This window comes from Rufibacter soli, assembly GCF_054781795.1.
This window is the reverse complement of record NZ_BAAGTS010000005.1, coordinates 952,055-971,791: the sequence shown is the minus strand read 5'-3', so window position 1 is coordinate 971,791 and position 19,737 is coordinate 952,055. Positions and strand designations below refer to the sequence as shown.

Sequence of the window (19,737 nt, the reverse complement as noted above, 5' to 3'; positions counted from 1 at the left end):
TTTCTATAAACCCATCTTCTCAGGCGTTTCACCTGAAAACTTACTAAACCGCCCTCCTCCTTCATCCTGAATTTAAGCCGGCTCAGTAGTGGTTTCTGCGGCTTCATCCTCATTTTAAGCGCATTAACAAATCATTAACATACAACCAAGCAACGGTTTGTTGAAATTTGCATCTATATAATCAAAGGCACTAGTCCAGAATTGGTCAAACCCTTCTAAAAAAATTTAAAAAATTTAACCATAAAAAATTATGAAAACTTACATCACCACCGCCTTCATCGCTTTTAGTTTATTGTTCCAAGTGGCTCCTGCTATGGCAGGAAATAGCCCGGCAAAAGGAACCGCCCCCGCAGTGACCAAGGCTTTCCAGCAGGTCCTGAAAACCAACTCGCTTCGCATCATGACCCTGGACTTGGCGCCAGGTGAGTTCCTGGATTTCCACGCCACCCCAGACCAAGAAGCTTACGCCGCCTCTGAAGGCACCCTTCGCGTAGTCACTTCAGACGGTCAGGAAAAAATGATACAAGTGAAAGCTGGCGACCGCCTTTGGATAGACCTGACCCATTATAAAAACTGGAATGCCGGAGAAAGTTCTTTGAAAATAATGCTCCTGGAGCAGCCTGAGGCATTATTAGTAAAAAAATCTAAGTAATTTTCATACCCGCTTAAACCTTAAGGATTTAGGCCCGTTAAATACCTTACATTCACACTCTATTTCAGCTTAAAAGTAGTCATCAGCTATCCGCTTGCGCTCTGGTAACTGACTACTTTTAAGCTTTTTTTATGCCCTCTGGGGTAAGCGCTTTTCCGCCAAAATAGGCCTCTGGCTAAAAATATCCCCATTTCTAAAGTATAACTATTCTTCTTTGGTCCCGGCTTTTCCAGGTTCATTCTGCTTCTGGCAGGGTTCAGGAGCAAAAATGCCGGCTTCCTCTGGTTTGCATTGGTATCCGTAAAAACACCTAGCATCTTTGTAACACCAACCCAGACAACTGCCCCACTGTGGGCAACGCGCCTTTGAGGAATTAGAGCCGTGTCTGTAGGTCCCAGCTGAGGGAATCAGCTTAAAAAAGAATTTAGGTTTTGTTTGTTAGTTAGGTGTAAGGGGCCCGGTTTTTCCGGGCTTTTTCATTTACCGGGTGTGCATTTCCAGGCGCTTACATGGGGCAAATTATATCAAGGTTAGTACTCGCGCCAGGTTATAATATGAAGTAGGAGGCCTCTTCCGGCTCATCACCTGTCAGGTCCAATTCAGGCGGAGGTTAGGCGGTTTAAGGGTACTGTTTTCCTGCTTCGCTCCCCTCCTTTCCATTTCACTCCGGGTTTTGCGGGGTTCAGGCAGAAAATGAACGGCTTCTTCCTGTTTGGGTTGTAGCCCCTGAAAAGACCCTGCATCTTTGTATCACTAAACAAGGCCACAGCCCCTGAATTCCCTCTCAGCTGGCTGCTTTCCCCGGAACTGTTTAGCATTTAGGTTTGAAAAAAAGTTTTGTTTGTTAGTTTGGTGTAAGGGGCCCGGTTTTTCCGGGCTTTTTCATTTTATAGCCTTTTCTATTTCCTTCCTTTCTGTTTTACGCGTACTTTCCTGAAAACAGGCCCAAAACAGCTTTTCACTTATGTATGGCGTGGATTAAAATCTTTGACAGCGAGGCCGAAGCCAAGGCCCAGGTTCCCCTTACCCGTACCAAAGCCCTGATGGCAGGTGGCCAGGAAATCTGTCTGGCCCATACCTCAGCGGGGATCTTCGCGGTAGAGAACCTTTGCCCACACCTGGGCGATGCGCTTAGCCGCGGCACCACCAATTACCTCAATGAGATTATCTGCCCCTGGCACAGCTATCGCTTCCACCTGATTTCAGGAGAGGAATGCCGTGGCCGTACCAGACCCCTGAAACGATTTGAATTGGAAACCCGGGAAGATGGGGTGTATGTGCAGCTACCCGAGTAAGCCCTGCCTTTGCCTTAAAAAGAGCGTTCCTGTTTCAAGCCCGTTTTACCAAAAACGGGCTTGAAACAGGAACGCTCTTTTAGAAATAAGCAGAAAAGGAATCTCCTTACAGTGAAGTTCCAGGGTTTTAACTCACCGGAACCAGCTTATAGATGATGCCTGGTTTCTCAACCGCAATGTAGAGGAATCCGTCTGGGCTCATGCGCACATCGCGCACGCGGCCAATGTCCTGGAGAAGCCTTTCTTCCCCGGTAATTTTGTTTCCCTCCACCTTGAGCCTGCTCAAGAATTTAAAACTCATAGAACCCACAAACAGACTTCCTTTCCAGCCTTTGTAGCGATCGCTGGTCAGGAAGGCCATACCCGAGGGCGCAATAGATGGCACCCAGATATGGATAGGATCAGTGACGCCGGGTTTCTTCTGGATATCGGAGATTTTGGTACCGTTGTAATCTATGCCGTAGGTGACATCGGCCCAGCCGTAATTGGCCCCTTTTTTCACAATGTTCACTTCGTCCCCTCCTTTGGGCCCGTGCTCATGCAGCCAGAGGTCACCGGAGGCCGGGTTCAATGCCAACCCTTGCGCATTGCGGTTGCCATAGGTAAAGATAGATTTCATGGCCCCTGCCTGCCCCACAAACGGGTTGTCTGCCGGAATGGAGCCGTCTTCTTTGATGCGGTGCGTTTTGCCGGCGTGTACCGTCAGGTTCTGCGGGTTCACCTTGGTGCCGCCCCGGTCTCCCATAGTAAAATACAGGTAGCCGTCGCGCCCGAACTCCATCCGGCAGCCGTAATGGTGGCGGGTTCTGGCGTAGGGCTGGGCCTCAAAAATCTGTTTCTGGTCTTTCAGGCTATTTCCCTCCAGGCGGGCGCGCATAATAGCAGTGGTAGACAAGGTTTGCCCGTCTTCTTTCTTAAACGCCGAATATGACAGGAATACAACTTGGTTTTTGCTGAAGTCTGGGTGCAGCTCAATATCCAGGAGCCCTCCCTGGCCCTGGGCCAGTACCTCAGGAGCACCTTCTATTTTCTGTAGTTGCCGGCCTTTGGTAAGCCGGTATAATGTACCTGACCGCTCTGTAATCAGCATTTCGCCGTTAGGAAGAAACGCCATGGCCCAGGGAACGTCCAGCCCGGTGGCCACGGTATCTAAGGTAAAACTAAGGTCCTGGGCGCGGTATACCGTACCAATTGTGGCTTGCTTTTTCTGGCCCGGCTGCAAGCCCTGCCGAATATAGCTTACCAACTGTCTGATCTCAGCATCTGTAAAGGTGGTGTCATACGCCAACATGCCCTGTTCGGGGTAACCGTGTTTAATGCTTTTAAAAAGGGCCTCCGGCGAATTGCCGTGCTGCCATTTACGGTTCACAAAAGTTTCCAGGTTCTGGCCGTGGCAACCGCCGCAGTAGTTGGTGTAATTGGTGCGGGCCGTCGCCAGGTCAGTGCCCGTTAACTGAGCTTCGCCAGAAGGCATATTTCCTGTGGCGGCAGTTGTGGAAGTAGTGTTTTGGCTACACCCGAGGTTGGTAGCCACCAGCAAGGCCAGCGGGACTATGGAGGTTAGGAAAGAACGCATACAGTCAAAAAGGGGAATTAAATAGGTAACAGGACTTCGGCTTAGACAGCAAGATACAAACCAGGGCTTTGAAGGCAAGTAGTTGGAAGCCTCGGTTTTAATCATGCGTCATTATAAAAAGCGTTTGGAGCCTGTTTTTAGAAAAACGGCTTTAAAACAGGAACGCCCGCTAAAGCGGGCGTTCCTGTTTTAAAATAAATGAAAGGCTATTGGCCCACAAAAAACACGGCGTTCCCGAACAGCAACTTACCGCCTTGCCAGAAAGCCCTGAACAAAGGGTTGTCCATTAGATACACAACCTGTCCGCGGCCCATTTCCTGGACACCCAGCACCATGCCGTTTTCCAGCTTAGCGGTGGTCTTGGACCCCACAAATCCGGTAGCGGCTACGGGTTTTTTCACTACCCCCACATTCCAGGCATCACGCATGAACTGGGGCAAGGCATTGGTCCTGATCAAGGCAGGGTAGGTGGTGCCGTACCCAAACGCCAACGGATGAGTATTGTCCAGGCTTATCCTGAACACACTGCCCTGCACTTCTTCTGAAATGGATTCCCGCTCGCGGTTGGCGTATTTCTTCAGTTCGCTGGCGTCTGGGGCTTTTTTGGCGTTGGTGGTGTCAGCGGCCTTCTTTTTCACGGAAAAATCGGGTTTATCGGCTAGGAAAGTAACCGCCGATTCCATGGCGATGAGTTTACCGCCCGCTTTTACCCAATCCTTCACTTTGGCAAGCATTTTCTCATCCAGCACCTTGCCGTAAGAACCGGTAGGCAGAATAAGTACGTCAAATTCATGCAGGGGCACGTTGGCAAAATAATCTGTGCCCAGAACGGTGACGGGGTAGCCCACTTGCTGCTCAAAGTAATGCCAGATCTCGCCAAAGCCATAGGCAGAAACGCCTTCGCCGGTAAGCAATGCTACTTTAGGCGCTTTGATGTACTTAATGCTGCTAGACCCGAAATCAGCGCCGCTGGTAACAAACCCGGTGGTAGAGGAAGTCAGTTTAACGCCCAGTGAATCTGCCGCGCGGGTCACCAATTGGTCAAACTTGTCACGCAGGCCTTCGTTGCCGGTACGGGTGATGATGAGCGTGCCCGGGGTATATTTCTCATTGTTCAGTTCAAACGGCACTTCTGAATAGCGCACCCGCACCTTCGCCTTTAAAAGGGCTGCCAGGAATTTAAGGTCCTGTACGCCGTTCCAATGGGCAATGTAAGCATACGCGTTGGCCGTAACAGGATTAGCCACCGTGGCAGCGGCTTTCTTTGTCTCAGACATGGTCACGCGGTTAGTGAAGGCCGCTCCTTTTAACCCATAGGCGTAAGGCAAGGACCAGGCGGTAATGTCATAGGTCACGGAGTCTTCCAGGCGGGCATTGGGCTCAAACAGCACGTTTAGTAGGGTAGATTTAGGCTGAAAGGCACTGATCACCAGGTCACCGGTTTCATATTTAACAGATTCGGTTTTGCCCGTGCCGTAGTTGAAGCCTTTGCCCGACCCGCCGGCCTTGGCGTAGCCGTACGTAATCTGCTGGCGGTCCAGGTATTGGGTAAGTTCCTTGATGGGGCCTTCCTCGCCTTTGGTTTTAAAGACGTAGCTGCGGTACTGACCGAAGGGTTTGGTCTGGGCGTCTGCATAGAACTTCTTGAATTCAGAAACTACTTTGTCTACTTTATCCGAAATGGCCTCTATGGTGGCCAAACTGGCGGCATGGTGATGGGCAATACGCTGGCTCAAGGTGAGGCTGTCACCGTCAGATTTCTGAATCACGACGCCGGCCCGGCCAGAGCCGCCTTGCTCATAGGTCATGGCAATGGCGCCCTGGTAAGTAGGCCAGGTATCGCCGTAGCTGGGGTAGAAAAGGTCAAAACGTTCGCGGGTAAAGTACAGCCAGTTGTTTTTGTCAAACTGCTTGCGGTTGTACTCGCCAATAATGCCCTGGAACTCACGCTGCCAAGGGGTAATGGCGTCATGGTAAGGCTTCGCCGAAGGGGCAAAATAATAGGGGTTGTCTACGCCCTGCTCATGGAAATCAGCGTGCAATTGGGGCATCCATTGGTTATAGACGGCGGCCCGCTGCTGAGATTCAATCTGGGTTTGCCAGGCCCAGTCCCGGTTCAGGTCAAAATAATAGTGGTTGGGGCGCCCACCTGGCCAGGGCTCCTGGTGCTCCCAGGCCCACGGCGAGGCATTGGGTTGTTGGTTGCGCACGCGGTTGTACCACATAGTGTAGCGGTCGCGGCCGTCTGGGTTCACGCAGGGGTCAATGATCACCACGGTGTTCTCCAGCCATTTCTGGGTCTGGGCATTGTTGGAGTTGAGCAGATCATACAGCACCTGCAATACGGCCTCAGAACTCACCGACTCATTGCCATGGATGTTGTAGCTCAGCCACACAATGGCCGGTTGTTTGCCCCCGGTGGGTTTGCCGGCGAGTAGCCCTGTGTTTTTCAGGTTATTGGTTCTGATCTCCTCCAGGCGTTGCATGTTGGCCGGCGAGGAAATGGTGGCCAGCAGCAACGGGCGCTTCTCATACGTGTGCCCGTAGGTCTGCAGCTGCATCTTTCCCTGGTTCTGGCTGGCCAGGTACTGCACGTAATCTACTATGCGGCCGTGGTAGGTGAACTGATCCCCCAGGCGGTAGCCTAGAAACTGTTCGGGCGTTTGCAGGGCGCTCTGGGCATTGCCTACAGAAAGGCCCATCCCAAACATGATCCCTATAAGGGCAAGCTTCAGTAAAGATTTTATCATAGAAAGGTTTAGCTAGGCCCAGGCCAGCCACTGGCCGCAGGCGACAAACAAAGTTTAAAAATTTCAATGACAAAATAAGATTTGGGAGCGCGTTTTACCCCTGTTTTTAGGAAAACAGGCTTAAAACGCGACAAGCCTCCTGAAAGGCAATTCCACAGCTATTAAAAAGAGAAAATGGGTGGTAATGGGATGTAAGGAGAATGAGAAAAACTTGCTTTCTTTGGACTTCATCCATCTTGTCCTTCATGCGTCTAAACTTCCGTTACCAAATCAGGCGGTGGCACCGGTACCTGGGCCTTTTTGCCGGTCTGCAGTTTCTGGCCTGGTCGTTAGGCGGCCTTTACTTCACCTGGAGTAACATGGACGAAATCCATGGGGACTTTCAACGGGCAGAGGCCCCTACCCTTGCCTGGCAGCCGGGTTGGGTAAGCCCAGACCAGGTACTTTCCCAGCTTCCTGCCCAGAGCAAGTTGCTAGACTTCAAAGTAGTGAATGTGTTAGGCCAGGCCACCTATCAGGTCAAATACCAACCTCACCTTTCGGCGCAGGCAAAAGGTCATGGCCACCAAGCCGCCGGGGCAGTTTACCAGTTGGCCGACGCCAGAACAGGTCAATTCAGGCCTTCCCTCACCAAAGAAGAAGCTATTCAAATGGCCCAGGCTGCTTTTATAGGGCACCCCACCGTCCAAAAAGTGGAACTGGTCACAGACGCGAACATCAACGGGCACCATGAGTATCGGGAAAGTCCGCTTCCGGCCTGGGCCGTGACCATGGCCCACCCCACCAACACAACCGTCTATGTGGCCGCCGCGCTGGGCTCGGTGAACAAATTCAGGAATGACAAATGGCGGGTTTTTGACTTCTTATGGATGTTGCACACCATGGACTATCAGACCCGTGACCACATAGGCAACTGGCTTCTGCGCGTCTTCTCTATTATTGGCGTGCTCACGGTGATGTCTGGGCTGATCTTGTACGGTTCCAGTTCACGGCTGCTGCGCCAGAAGAAAACACAGGCACAGGCGGCGCCTTCTAAAAAGAGGGCCCTTCACTGAAATTGGCAGTAGCCGTGATTTTCCTTAATTTCCCATTTACTACTCTAACAAACATTCTTCTATGAAACTATTTTTCCGGCAATGGCTGGTATTAGTGCTGCTGTTGGCATCTGTAGGGGCTTCGGCCCAGGCGCTGTCAGACTCCGCCTATATCCGGCAGAACTATACCAAAACGGAGCACCAGATTGCCATGCGGGACGGGACTAAGCTGTTTACCGTGGTGTATGCCCCCAAAGACAAAAGCCAGAAATACCCCATCATGCTTAGCCGCACGCCCTACTCTGTGGGGCCTTACGGCGAAGACAAGTACAAAACCAGCCTGGGCCCATCACCAGACATGCTGCGCGAAGGCTATATTTTCGCTTACCAGGATGTGCGCGGGAAGTACATGAGCGAAGGCGACTTTGTGAACATGAAGCCCATCATTGCCAAGAAAGGCAAAAAAGACGTGGACGAAAGCACTGACACCTATGACGCCATTGCCTGGCTAGTGAAGAACGTGCCCAACAACAATGGCCGCGTGGGCCAATGGGGCATCTCCTACCCCGGCTACTACACCACCGTAGGGCTGCTCAGCAACCATCCGGCCTTGAAAGCCGCCTCCCCGCAGGCCCCAGTCACCGATTGGTTCTGGGATGACTTTCACCACCACGGCGCTTTTTTCCTGCCGCACGCCTTTAACTTCTTGAGTTCCTTCGGGCAACCGCGACCTCAACCCTCACCTACCGGTGGCCCGCGGTTCAACCACGGCACCCCAGACGGCTATGACTTCTTTCTGCGCATGGGTCCGTTGAGCAATGCCAATACGCAGTACCTGAAGAACAACGTTTCCTTCTGGAATGACATCATCCAGCACCCTAACTATGACAGCTTCTGGCAAGCCATGAACCTGAGGCCCCACATGAAGAACATAAAACCGGCAGTGATGGTGGTAGGTGGCTGGTTTGACGCCGAAAATCTGTTTGGCGCCCTGGAAACGTACAAGACCATTGAGAAGAACAACCCGAAGACGTACAATACCATTGTGATGGGGCCCTGGTTCCATGGAGGTTGGGCCCGCTCCACCGGCCAAACCCTGGGTAAAGTTTCCTTCTCGCAGAAAACCTCTGAGTTCTACCGGCCCAACATTGAAGCCAAGTTCTTCCGGCATTACCTGAAAGGAAGCGGCAAAGGCACCCCAGACTTACCTGAGGCCTACATGTACAACACCGGCGCCAACCAGTGGCGCGAGTTTGCCGCCTGGCCTCCTAAAAACACCCAGGAGCGCCTGCTGTACTTTGTGGCCAACGGGAAGCTAAGCTTTGAGAAACCAACTTCGGTCACCGGCCCGGGCTTTGATGAATTTATCAGTGACCCCAACAAACCGGTGCCCTTTACCGAGGAAACCGCCATTGGCATGACCCGCGAATACATGACCGATGACCAGCGCTTCGCCGGTCGCCGGCCAGATGTGTTGGTGTACCAAACCGATGTTCTAACGGAGGACCTTACCCTGGCCGGCGAAATTCTCTCTGCGCTACAAGTCTCTACCACCGGCACAGACGCTGACTGGGTAGTGAAGCTTATTGACGTGTACCCAGACACGGCGGTGCAGAACCCGCACAACCCCGCCAGCGTGAAAATGGGTGGTTACCAGCAAATGGTGCGCAGTGAGGTATTGCGCGGCAGGTTCAGGAACAGCTACTCAACACCAGAGCCGTTTACGCCCAACCAGGTAACCCCCGTGAATGTGCCCCTGCAGGATTTGCTACACACCTTTAAGAAAGGCCACCGTGTAATGGTGCAGATACAGAGCACCTGGTTCCCGCTGGTGGACCGCAACCCCCAAACGTTTGTGCCTAATATCTATGAAGCCAAGCCCGAGGATTTCAAGAAAGCCACCCACCGGGTTTATCATACCCCCCAACAGCCTTCTTATTTAAAAGTGAAAGTGCTGTAGTTGTAAACTTACCAGTACAAAAAAGGCCACCCTTTCTAAAAAGGGTGGCCTTTTCTGTTTTAAGCCTGTTTTTCAGAAACTAGGCTTAAAATAGAAAAGGCCTTACCGCCCCACAATGCTTTTCCTTTACTAAACCTCAAGGGATTCCAGATTCAAATACTGGTCTCCTGTTTGTAAATCAAAAGATGAAATTCACCTTTCAAGTCCTTCATAAACTGCACGTCCCCATAAATTTTTCCATCTTTTTTTCAGGCGTCTGAAAATTTCTTCCTAGGCCCAAACAGTCTATAAAACCTGCTCATTTCATTGACTATCAATACATTAACTCTCTCATCAGACATATCAAAAACAAGCGCAAAAAAAATATTTGAAAAAAAATTTTCATGAAGGCATTTCTTCATCTTCTCTTCATCTTGACAAAGTAGTTTTGACACAGTAATCATTTAAAACGCACTTTAGTCAACTAAAACAACCTAACAAGATGAAAAAGTTAACCTTCTTCGCCGCCGCCTTTTTAGCCGCCGCTACCTCATTTGCCCAAACAACTACCGCCACTCAGCAGACCAACGTAAATGCTTCACATGGTACTACGGTGAGCACCACCGCTAAAACCACTACCACTGTGGGCGTAAGCACAGATGCCACTGGCAAAGGGGCTACGGTAAGTGAAGTAGCCAAGGCCAAAGGCGCTGAGCAAAAAGCCGCCGCCAAAACCCGTAAGGAGGACGCCAAGGCACAACAGAAGGCCACCAAAGAGGCAGCTGCCGGGGTAACCACAGATGTGACCGTTAAAACCAAAGCTGAAATTGAAGCCGCCAAGGCCCGCAGAGAAGAAGCAAAAGCCCAACATAAAGCTGATAAAGAAGCTGCCGCCCAAACCCGTGCCGATGTAAAGGTGCAAACCAAGGCTGAAATTGAAGCTGCCAAAGTAAAAAGAGAAGAAGCCAAAGCACAGGAAAAAGCCAGACAAGAGGCTGCCGCCCAAGCCAGAACCGAAGCCAAGGTGAAAGCCAAAGCAGACCTGGACGGTACCAAAGAAAAAGCCGATAACCACGGCCAGACTGTAAGCACTGTAGCCAAAACCACTACCGAAGCAGGAGTTGCCAAAGGTGAGGCTGTTAAAACCGCTGCTACCCTTAAAGCTGAGAAAGCAGCCAAAACCAGCGCCAAAGCTGGAGCTTCAGGAAGTGCCAAAGTAAGAGCCACTGGTGCTTCTGCTACCCGTCCGGTGAAAAGAGTAACTGGTGCTGCCGCCGGTGCGGTGAAGCCCGTGAACGTGAAAGCCAATGTTGGCGCCGGCCTGAAAGTAGGCAAAAACTAGTCCCCCAAGTCCCCCCGTTCCCACCCCTGGTTTGCAGGGGTGGGAAATTTTTCTACCTATAACGCCCTACCTACACATGAAAACACTATTTGGCCTCTGGATGTGTATTAACTGGTTGTTAATCACCTCCATTCCTGCTTACGGAGCATTAGAAAAACGTGTCCCCGCCAGCAGAATCATCAGGAACTAACTTGCAGCCAAAAGCTTTTCTATACCAGGAAAGGCCGTTGCTGTTTTAGGCACCTTTTTTGTAAAACAGCAACAAAACGTACATTACCCGTATCAGGAAGAAATCCCCCCATAAGCGCAACCCTTGTTGTCTTGGCCTATCTTTCCTGGCATTACCAAATTCATTACCTGAAACACCCAGCTTCATGAAAGCACTTTCTATTTTAGCCGCTGCCCTGCTCACTGCCTCTGCCACTTTTGCGCAAGCCCCTGTTGGAACCGAATTGGCAAAGAATGACATGTCTCCCGCTCTTGCCTCTAACACCGTAACGGGTGAGGCCAATGGCCTTGTTCATGCCTCTACTGCCCTTCCTGAAAATGAGGCGGCTTTTGGCCAAGGAAATTCAAGCGCCAGAAAAAGGAAAGCAGAACGTGACCGGCAAGAAGAGGCAGATCAGGACCTGACTAAAAAAGAGAAAGACGGCCAAGGCAGGAAAGTAAGCTCCACCGCGCGAGAAACGCAGGAAGAGGGGCAAGACAAAGGGCAAACCATTAAGGAGGTAGCCACCGCCAAGCGCCAGTCTAAACCTGAAAAAGTAGATCTTTCTGGCAAAGGTTCTGCGGCCCGTCCGCAAAGTGCTGCCCGCCCGGTAAAAGGGGCCGCCACCGGAGCTGTGAAAGCGGCCAATGGCGCAGCCAAAGCGGTACGGCCGGTTAAAGTGGGCGGGGCTGTAGGTGTTGGCAAAATCATTAAAGTAGGCAAAAACTAAAAAGGCCTACTCTCTTAATCTTACTACTTTCTTTTCATTACTCAGCCTTTCCGTTTCAGAAAGGCTGGTTTTCCATAAATCCTAAAACCTGACCACACAGATGAAAAAATTGATTGGATTCTGTTTCCTGCTTAGCCTGGGGTACATTTCCCCCGCTTTGGCAGCCCCGGCAACGGCTCTGCCCCAAGAGCCGGCTCCCTCAGACTCTACCTCTAAAAAAGGCTGGTGGACCATCGGTCTGGAGGCCGCCAACAACGCCTCTTTCTTTGGCCGCAATACAGCCATTCAATACCCATACATTGCCCCTTCCCTTACCTATACCCACTCATCGGGGCTGTTTATCTCGGCTATGTCTTACCAGCTGTTTGACACCGAAGACTTTGTGGACGAGACCGATGTTACTGCCGGGTATATCTTTAACCTTGGCAAGCGGGTAGATGGCTCATTGAGCTATTCCAGGTTCTTCTTCGGGCCCAATACGCCCCTGGTAAAGTCTGTTACCTCCAACGCCGTTACGGGAAATATTAACCTGGACTGGAAATACCTATATACCGGCCTTACTACTAGTTATGTCTTTGGGGGTTCCAGTGACCTGTTCACCGTTCTGGACAATTCGCGCTACATTCCGCTGCAAAACCTCTGGAAAGGCAAAAACGCCGTGGGCCTTGACCCTAAAATAAGTATCATAGCCGGCACCCAGGAGTTCTCAGAAACGCATACTACTACCACCCAAAACAAGAAGAAAGGACCAATTACCCCCTTAGATCCTCTTCTGGGAGGCGGTAAAAACGGAGGGAGCACCACTACCACCTCTACCACTACCACCAAGCGGTTTAAGGTGCTTAACTATTCCTTAAAAGTACCCGTGGTGTTTAGCATAAAAAATATAGATATTGAGCCGGCGTACCGTTTTGCCATTCCGGTTAACAAACTGGAAGGCGATGAGTCAAAACCTCAGTCATTTTACTCGCTTAACCTAGGCTATACCTTTTAATTTCTGACCACCCCCTTGCCCTATGCATATTCTGATAGTGGAGGATGAAACCAGTTTGGCCACTGAACTCATGCATTTTCTGGCGCAGGAACATTACCAATGTGACTGGGCCTCTAATGGGCGTGAAGCCTCAGAGAAAATTGCCGTAAACCGCTATGATTTCGTCTTACTAGACCTGGGCCTGCCTGACTATGACGGCCTGGACCTGCTCCAGGAACTAAAGGCTGTTGACAACGACCCTGCCATCATCATCTTAACCGCCCGGGGTGCCCTGGAAGACCGCATTAAGGGCCTGGGCCTGGGGGCCGATGATTACCTGGCCAAGCCTTTTTCCTTGCTGGAACTGGAGGCCCGCATGCAGGCAGTGCTGCGGCGTAAGTTCAAGCTTACCTCATCGTCGGTTTCTTTTCATGGCTTTGAGATGGACAGCAGCGCCCGCCGGGTTACCTACGGAGCCCAGGAAGTCACGCTCACCAAAAAGGAATTTGACCTGCTGCATTACCTATTGCTCCACAAAAACCGCATTCTCACGCGCCTGCAGCTTACAGAGCACATCTGGGGGAACATCCTGGAAGATGACTATGACTCCAATTACATAGACGTACATATCAAGAACGTGCGCAAAAAACTATCCGCGCACGCCCCCACAGACTGGCTGGAAACCGTGCGCGGCGTAGGCTATCGGGTAACAGTTTAATTTGGAAATATGGAAATGGGGAGATGTGAAGGTGATGGAATTTCCAGTCTTTGAATCTTCAAATTTTCACATCTCCTCACCTTCAAATTGAGTAAATGCGTCTTCAATCTAAGCTTACGCTATTCAGTGCTGCCTCAAAGGTGATCATCTTTCTGGTCATTCTGCTGTTGCTTCCTACTTTGGTTAACAAGGTGGCGCTGTTAAATGCAGACAATCGCCTGTTGCAGAAAGAAGAGAGGATGTACCAGATCATTGAAGAGCAGGGCATAGAATCTTTTATCACCGGCGAGACCGGGAATGCCTACGGTAGCTACAATTTGTTCAGGGAGGAGTTTATCTCTTTAGAGGAGATTTCCTCTGGCAAGGTGGTCAACAGCATAGAGAATAGCCTGCGCAAGGTAGACAATCAAGTAGTGGAATACCGGGTGCTTTCCTCAACGTTTGACTTGGGCGGGAAACGGTACCTGCTGGAAATCGGACGGTCTCTGGACACCATTGGTGACAACAGCAAAACCCTGCAAACCTATGCCCTTTATTTTCTGCTGGGCGTGGTATTGATCACCACCTTTGTAGACTTGGCGTATAACAAACTACTGCTGCGCCCGCTCACGCTCATTGTTAAGCGGCTGCAGCGGGTAGAGCACCCCGCCACTTTCACGCCTAAGAAGCTAGACACCAATACTACCGACTTCCTGTACCTCAACAATACCATCAACGCCATGATGGGGCAAATACAGGAGGCCTTCCAGAAAGAGAAGGAGTTCATTGGTAACGTCTCGCATGAATTATTAACGCCAATCTCTATTCTGCAAAACCGCCTGGAGAACCTTCTCGCCGACCCTGAAACCCCGGAAAGCCTGCTGGAGAAACTGGTTGACAACCTGCGTACCCTGCATAGGCTCAAAAACATCATCCAGGCGTTGTTGCTCATCTCGCGCATTGAGAACGAGCAGTACCTGAAAAACGAAGCCGTGAACATTCCGGAGTTGGCCCGCGAGGTGGCCGGGGAAATTGAGGAGCGCGCCGAGGCCAAGGAAGTCAGCCTGGCCCTGGACCTTACCGGCGATTTCACCCTGGCCCACGCCAACCAATCTTTGCTCTTCACGCTGCTGTTTAACGTGGTCAACAACGCCATCAAGTACAACAAGCCCCAGGGCAGCATCACCATCAAAGGCCAGCCTACCGCCGCAGGCTATGAACTGTCCGTGACAGACACCGGGGTGGGCATCTCTGAAGAGCAGTTGCCCTATATTTTCAGCCGGTTCAAGCGCTTTCATGCCCCAGACGGCGAGAGCCACGGCCTAGGGCTTCCTATAGTCAATACCATCGCCAACTTCCATGGCATAGACGTATCCGTCACCTCGGTGAAAGACCAGGGCTCTACTTTCAAGTTTCAGTTTCCGGCGCAAGGCTAAACCGTTTTGAGCCCGTTTTTAGAAAAACAGGCCTAAAACGCTGTCTTCCGCTGCCCTCCTATTTTCTGGGTGCGTAAATAGTTACTTTCGCGTTCCATCTAACTTAGAGAAACCATGAAAGTAGGATTTATAGGATTAGGGATTATGGGTAGCCGCATGGCCGCCAACCTGCAGAAAGCGGGACATGAACTGGTGGTCTATAACCGTACCCCAGAGAAAGCAGATGACCTGGTAAAGCAAGGCGCGCTTCTGGCCGCTACGCCAGAGGAAGTGGGCCGCCAATGCCGCGTGGTGTTTACCATGCTGGCCACCCCAGAGGCCGTAGAGGAAGTGGCCCTGGGCAAAGAAGGCTTTTTAAAGGAAATGCCCGGCAATTCCCTCTGGGTTGACTCCAGCACCGTAAACCCCTCCTTTTCACAGCGTATGGCCCAGGTCAGCCTGAAAATGGGCCACCGTTTTCTGGATGCCCCCGTTTCTGGGTCACTTATGCCTGCCCAAACCGGCCAACTGGTGTTTCTGGTGGGCGGCGAGGCCAAAGACGTGGAAGAGGTGAAGCCGCTTCTAGACACCATGGGTAAGGCAGTGCAGCATATTGGAGGCCACGGCCAAGGCGCCAGCATGAAAATGGTGAACAACATGCTCTTCGGGCAAATCATGGCGGCCTTTGCCGAGGCCCTGCGCCTGGGCACCTCATTGGGCCTTACCGAGGAAGTACTTTGCCAGACCCTGCTAAATGGCCCCGGCGGTGCCCCGTTCCTCAAACTGAAAGAGCAAAAACTCCTCACTCGTGATTTCTCCCCTGAATTCCCTTTGGAATGGCTGCACAAAGACCTGCACCTGGCCGGTGTAACGGCCTATGAGCAGGGCATTGCCCTTCCGGTGCTGCACTCCGTGAAAGAGGTGTACGCGCAAGCCAAACAGGCGGGCCTGGCCCAGGAAGACTTTTCTGCGGTGTATGAGTTTGTAAACCCCAAATAAGTAAAAGCCGTTTTGGGCCCGTTTTTTGAAAAACAGGCCCAAAACTGCTTTTCTCAGATCAAGTCCTGCAAGTGGAGAGTGGTATGGAATTCCTGCATCTGCCGGCTTACCTTCAAGGTAAGTTTCCGGCCGGGCCGGTTCTGGAACAGGTTGAGCACCTCACTTAAGGATTTCCCCAGACAGGCCTCCCCGTTAATGCTGATAATGGCATCACCGGCCCGTAGCCCCGCCTTCGCCGCCGGTGAATTGGGCAGCACATCTGACACCGTGTAAAAGTTAAACCCCGGCAGGGGCGTGATCAATTCCAGTCCACTCAGGTTGTACACAAACGGGGCCTTCAGTTTACTGGTGGGCTTTAGCAGCATCCTTGATTTCTGGTAATCAAACACCACCTTAAACCGCTGCAACACATCGGCGCCCAGGTTGCCGTTGCGGTTGTTGAGGGTGAGCGCGTACCTGATGGAGACCGTATCTGGAAAGGACGCCGGCGGACTATTGAAGGTAAAGCTGCCTAACTCCAAGGACTTGATGCGGGTAATCTCCCCATGGATCTCGCCGTTGAGTCCGCGGCCCAAAAAAGCCTTGATCCTTTTCTCAGGCAGTTTTACGCCGGGCAAGGTGGGGGCGTATAGAAGCAGGCTGGAACTCATTCCGCTGTCTACAATCAGGCGCAGCGGGAACGTCTGCCCATCGGGGAAAGCTGCCTGCACGTTTACGTAGGGTTTGGCGTCTTCAATGGTTAAAGGTACCAGCGTGCATTTGCGGGCCTTGCGTTCTGGGTATTTACCGGGTTTATACAGAGTCATCACCTTGTTGGCGTAATCCATCTCCACCACAAAATTCTGGAACAAAGGATACCCGATGATGCCGTTCACTTCCATGCCTACCCGGCTGGACAACTCAAAGATATTTTCCTCCAGCACCAGTACGCTCTGGTTACGGGCCTCCAACCCCGAAAACCGGATGAAGTTGCCCGTAGACAGCATAGCCTGAATGCCGGCGCCTTTGCCCAAGCCACGCAGAAAAAGGCTCTGCACGTCATGCAGGGCTATAGAATCAAAGGCATTCAGTTCAATTAAAATGGTTCTGTCTACCCCCGTATCCACTACAAAATTCAGCGGCTTGGAATCATTGATCTGGATAGGGATAATAACCAGGTTGTGCACCAGCTTGAACGGAATGCGCACCTTGTTGCGGGGAAACTGGAATTTGAACCCTGCCTCATGTTCAGGCATGATTTGGCCGCTCACCAGGGCAGGCAAAAAGACCAACCCCAGAAAGAAGCACCCAATCAAAAATCTGGTGCGAAAAGCAGCAGGTTGCAGTTGACACATGCAGGACATATTCTGGCAGAGTAAGTTAACTAAAAAATGCCAATATTCCCTTCTTCTATCCTATGTACCCAGATTTTATTTGGGTTCCTTCTCTACCCCCTGCCATTCAGGTTTTTTACTGCTCAAATCCCTTTTTATCTGTCTTCCTGGAGCTGTCCTTGCGGGTCCTTTGGTCCTAGTCAATGCCAGAAACTTCCGTTCACCTTTTGCAGAAGGAAGGTAAGGAAAGAACTTTGTTTGGTTGCCAGGAGAGGCCGGGCGTTGGTTTTGGCCCTTTTTGCGAAAAATAGGCTGTAAACGCATTGGTTCTTTTTCCTAACTTGCCTCTTTGGCGCCCGTCCCACTAGAACAGACCGCGCCTAATTGAATTTACTAGACTTTTGCCTATGCCTGTTTCACCTTTCCAAGCCCTGCTGAACCTGGTTTTCACTCAGGAACAAACAGACCTCCAAACCCAGCTTGACCCTTTATACCAAGAGTTAGAGCACGCCCTGCAAGCAGCTCAACCCGGCCGCAAAAGCCAGGAGGAAATTAGTTTCAGGTTTGAGCGCCTGCGCCTGGGCGTGGGTATTGCCCTGCTGCAACTCCTCACTGACCTTGGCGGCGACGAGGAAAGCGCCCAGGTACGCGACCTGATGCAAGAGGCCCTGCAGGCCTCCTCCATCGCGGAGATTGACAAGGTGATCCAGCACAAAAGCCATCTGTTTGAAGAACTGTACACCGATCTTTACGTGAACCATGACGCCGAATACGTGCTGTCTTTGTTTGAGGCCACGCTTAATGCCTCTACCAAGGAGGAAATGGAGGACATCATTGAAAAAGCCCTGGAAGTAGCCGAGGACCTGGAGTTCCAGGAAGACGAAGACGATCAACCAGAAGCCTAACCCTGGGCGCTCCTTGCTTTCCGGCCTATGGACATCACCCTTACTACCCCCGCCCTGCTGTTCCCAGCGCTCTCCCTGTTGCTGCTGGCCTTTACCAACCGGTTTATGGCTTTGGCCAAGCTTATCAGGGACCTCAAGCACATTTACAAGAATACGCAGAGCCACTTAATTTACGGGCAGATCCAGAACCTGCGCACCAGGCTGGTGCTCATCCGAAACATGCAGGCCTTCGGCATAGCCAGTATGTTTTCCTGCGTGCTATGCATGTTCATGATTTATGCGGGCTGGCAAACCGCAGGCCAGCTCATCTTTGGGTTGGGCCTGGTACTGCTGTTGGTGTCCATGGCACTTTCCCTACGGGAGATTCAGATTTCCGTCAAAGCCCTGGAACTGGAGTTGAGTGACTTGGAGCATAAGGAACAGCTAGCCACCACTCCCCTTGAAACTATAAGGCAGACCGGTAATTAAATGCAGCCGGTTTACAAACAAGGCGCCGCCTTCGCGGTTATAGAATTATCAATTAACGCTTTAACTTCTTATACTGCTTTCTTCGGCTTCTGCGTTAGGAGTGGAAGCCGGTAAGAGGTTTTTACCTTTTGACTTTTTTGCCCGCACCCTACATGAGTACCAATCATCCGCGCCACATCTCCATTTCTGATTACCAATACGCCTTACCAGAAGAACAGATAGCCCAGTTCCCTCTGGAGGAGCGGGACCAATCTAAATTACTGCTATACCGGAATGGCCGTATCTCTGATGCCCGGTTCACCGATTTGCCCTCGGCGCTGCCACCCCAATCGCTTTTGGTGTTCAATGACACCAAAGTGGTACAGGCCCGGCTGCGCTTCCAGAAGGCTACCGGTGGCACCATAGAACTGTTCTGTCTTGAGCCGCTGGAACCCGTGCGCGAGGTGCAGCAGGCCATGCAGCAGACGTTTTCTGTGGTCTGGAAATGCCTGGTAGGCAATAACAAGCGCTGGCGCGAAGGTCGCCTGGAAATGCCCCTGGGACCCTACCCCGAAGACGGCTCTCTATGGGCGGAACGCCTGGCCCCAGCCGAGGAAGGGTTTGCTATTCATTTTACCTGGTCACCCGGGCACCAAACCTTTGCCGAAGTACTGGAACGGGCTGGCTTGCTACCGCTGCCTCCCTACATGAACCGTGACGCCGAGGAAAGCGACCAGCAACGCTACCAAACCATCTACGCTGCCCAGGCCGGCGCCGTAGCCGCCCCCACCGCGGGTCTGCACTTCACCCCAGCCGTGATGCAGGAGGTAAGGGCCCAGGACCATGAGCAGGCTTTTGTGACGCTCCACGTGGGGGCAGGAACTTTTAAGCCTGTGAAATCTGACGTGATGGAGCACCATTACATGCACGGCGAGCAGCTCTCTGTCAGCTATGGCTTTATTGAAAAATTGCTGCACCATGGGCCTAAACCGGTCATCGCCGTAGGCACCACGTCTATGCGTACCCTGGAAAGCCTGTACTGGTTGGGGGCGGGTATTTACCTAGGCCTCTTGCCCGGGGAGGAGGACCTTTCCCTGCCCCAGTGGTTCCCGTATGACGTGCGCACCACCCTTTCGGTGCAGGAAGCCCTGGAGGCCTTGCTATATTACCTTGACAGCCATAAACTAACGCACCTGCAAGCCAACACCCATATCCTTATCGCGCCGGGTTACTCCTTTAAGATCTGCACTGGCCTGATTACTAATTTCCACCAGCCGCAAAGTACCCTGCTATTGCTGGTATCAGCCTTAATTGGCCCCTCCTGGCAGAAAGTGTACCGGCATGCCCTGGCCAACAATTACCGGTTCCTGAGTTACGGAGACAGTTCGTTGCTGCTTCCGTAAGGTTGAAACCTGTTTCAAGCCCGTTTTTCAGAAAACAGGCTTAAAACAAAAATATGTTC

The 19,737-nt window shown here is 51.7% G+C and carries 16 protein-coding genes; 13 read left to right on the top strand and 3 right to left on the bottom strand.

Annotated elements, in window-relative coordinates:
- Positions 1–250: 250 nt before the first annotated feature.
- Entirely contained in the window at positions 251–652 is a 402-nt protein-coding gene (locus ACYVJQ_RS18375; RefSeq protein WP_460894577.1) for a hypothetical protein, read from the top strand.
- A gap of 968 nt (positions 653–1,620) precedes the next feature.
- Positions 1,621–1,947, top strand: a complete 327-nt coding sequence (locus ACYVJQ_RS18370; RefSeq protein WP_460894576.1) for a Rieske (2Fe-2S) protein — start codon at positions 1,621–1,623, stop codon at positions 1,945–1,947.
- Positions 1,948–2,074: 127 nt separating this feature from the next.
- Here ACYVJQ_RS18370 and ACYVJQ_RS18365 read toward each other — a convergent pair whose 3' ends face one another.
- Positions 2,075–3,523, bottom strand: a complete 1,449-nt coding sequence (locus ACYVJQ_RS18365; RefSeq protein WP_460894575.1) for a PQQ-dependent sugar dehydrogenase — start codon at positions 3,521–3,523, stop codon at positions 2,075–2,077.
- Positions 3,524–3,729: 206 nt separating this feature from the next.
- Positions 3,730–6,273, bottom strand: coding sequence for a M14 family metallopeptidase (locus ACYVJQ_RS18360; RefSeq protein ID WP_460894574.1), 2,544 nt, complete (start codon positions 6,271–6,273; stop codon positions 3,730–3,732).
- Positions 6,274–6,518: 245 nt separating this feature from the next.
- Between ACYVJQ_RS18360 and ACYVJQ_RS18355 the strand changes: the two genes are divergently transcribed.
- The 8 genes from ACYVJQ_RS18355 to ACYVJQ_RS18320 all read left to right on the top strand — a co-directional run bounded on the left by ACYVJQ_RS18355 (position 6,519) and on the right by ACYVJQ_RS18320 (position 15,610).
- Positions 6,519–7,328 (top strand): PepSY domain-containing protein, encoded by an 810-nt coding sequence (locus ACYVJQ_RS18355; RefSeq protein ID WP_460894573.1) that lies wholly within the window; start codon positions 6,519–6,521, stop codon positions 7,326–7,328.
- Positions 7,329–7,389: 61 nt separating this feature from the next.
- A complete protein-coding gene (locus tag ACYVJQ_RS18350; protein ID WP_460894572.1) occupies positions 7,390–9,267 on the top strand; it encodes a CocE/NonD family hydrolase in 1,878 nt (625 codons plus the stop codon).
- Between the two features lie 481 nt (positions 9,268–9,748).
- Positions 9,749–10,588, top strand: a complete 840-nt coding sequence (locus ACYVJQ_RS18345; RefSeq protein ID WP_460894571.1) for a hypothetical protein — start codon at positions 9,749–9,751, stop codon at positions 10,586–10,588.
- 374 nt (positions 10,589–10,962) lie between these two features.
- A complete protein-coding gene (locus tag ACYVJQ_RS18340) occupies positions 10,963–11,526 on the top strand; it encodes a hypothetical protein (RefSeq protein ID WP_460894570.1) in 564 nt (187 codons plus the stop codon).
- Positions 11,527–11,626: 100 nt separating this feature from the next.
- On the top strand, positions 11,627–12,520 hold the full coding sequence (locus tag ACYVJQ_RS18335; protein ID WP_460894569.1) for a hypothetical protein: 894 nt from the start codon (positions 11,627–11,629) through the stop codon (positions 12,518–12,520).
- Positions 12,521–12,542: 22 nt separating this feature from the next.
- Positions 12,543–13,217, top strand: a complete 675-nt coding sequence (locus tag ACYVJQ_RS18330; protein WP_460894568.1) for a response regulator transcription factor — start codon at positions 12,543–12,545, stop codon at positions 13,215–13,217.
- Positions 13,218–13,312: 95 nt separating this feature from the next.
- Positions 13,313–14,632: a sensor histidine kinase gene (locus tag ACYVJQ_RS18325; protein ID WP_460894567.1), complete on the top strand. Its 1,320-nt coding sequence runs from the start codon at positions 13,313–13,315 to the stop codon at positions 14,630–14,632.
- 114 nt (positions 14,633–14,746) lie between these two features.
- Positions 14,747–15,610 carry an NAD(P)-dependent oxidoreductase gene (locus tag ACYVJQ_RS18320; RefSeq protein WP_460894566.1) on the top strand — a complete coding sequence of 288 codons (864 nt, stop codon included), beginning with the start codon at positions 14,747–14,749 and terminating at the stop codon, positions 15,608–15,610.
- 53 nt (positions 15,611–15,663) lie between these two features.
- Here ACYVJQ_RS18320 and ACYVJQ_RS18315 read toward each other — a convergent pair whose 3' ends face one another.
- Complete coding sequence (locus tag ACYVJQ_RS18315; protein ID WP_460894565.1) at positions 15,664–16,845, bottom strand: retropepsin-like aspartic protease; 1,182 nt, start codon at positions 16,843–16,845, stop codon at positions 15,664–15,666.
- A gap of 485 nt (positions 16,846–17,330) precedes the next feature.
- Between ACYVJQ_RS18315 and ACYVJQ_RS18310 the strand changes: the two genes are divergently transcribed.
- From ACYVJQ_RS18310 to ACYVJQ_RS18300, 3 genes are all read left to right on the top strand, one after another.
- Positions 17,331–17,828: a hypothetical protein gene (locus ACYVJQ_RS18310; protein ID WP_460894564.1), complete on the top strand. Its 498-nt coding sequence runs from the start codon at positions 17,331–17,333 to the stop codon at positions 17,826–17,828.
- Between the two features lie 27 nt (positions 17,829–17,855).
- Positions 17,856–18,296 carry a DUF2721 domain-containing protein gene (locus tag ACYVJQ_RS18305; RefSeq protein ID WP_460894563.1) on the top strand — a complete coding sequence of 147 codons (441 nt, stop codon included), beginning with the start codon at positions 17,856–17,858 and terminating at the stop codon, positions 18,294–18,296.
- Positions 18,297–18,448: 152 nt separating this feature from the next.
- Entirely contained in the window at positions 18,449–19,678 is a 1,230-nt protein-coding gene (locus ACYVJQ_RS18300; protein ID WP_460894562.1) for an S-adenosylmethionine:tRNA ribosyltransferase-isomerase, read from the top strand.
- Positions 19,679–19,737 lie beyond the last annotated feature (59 nt).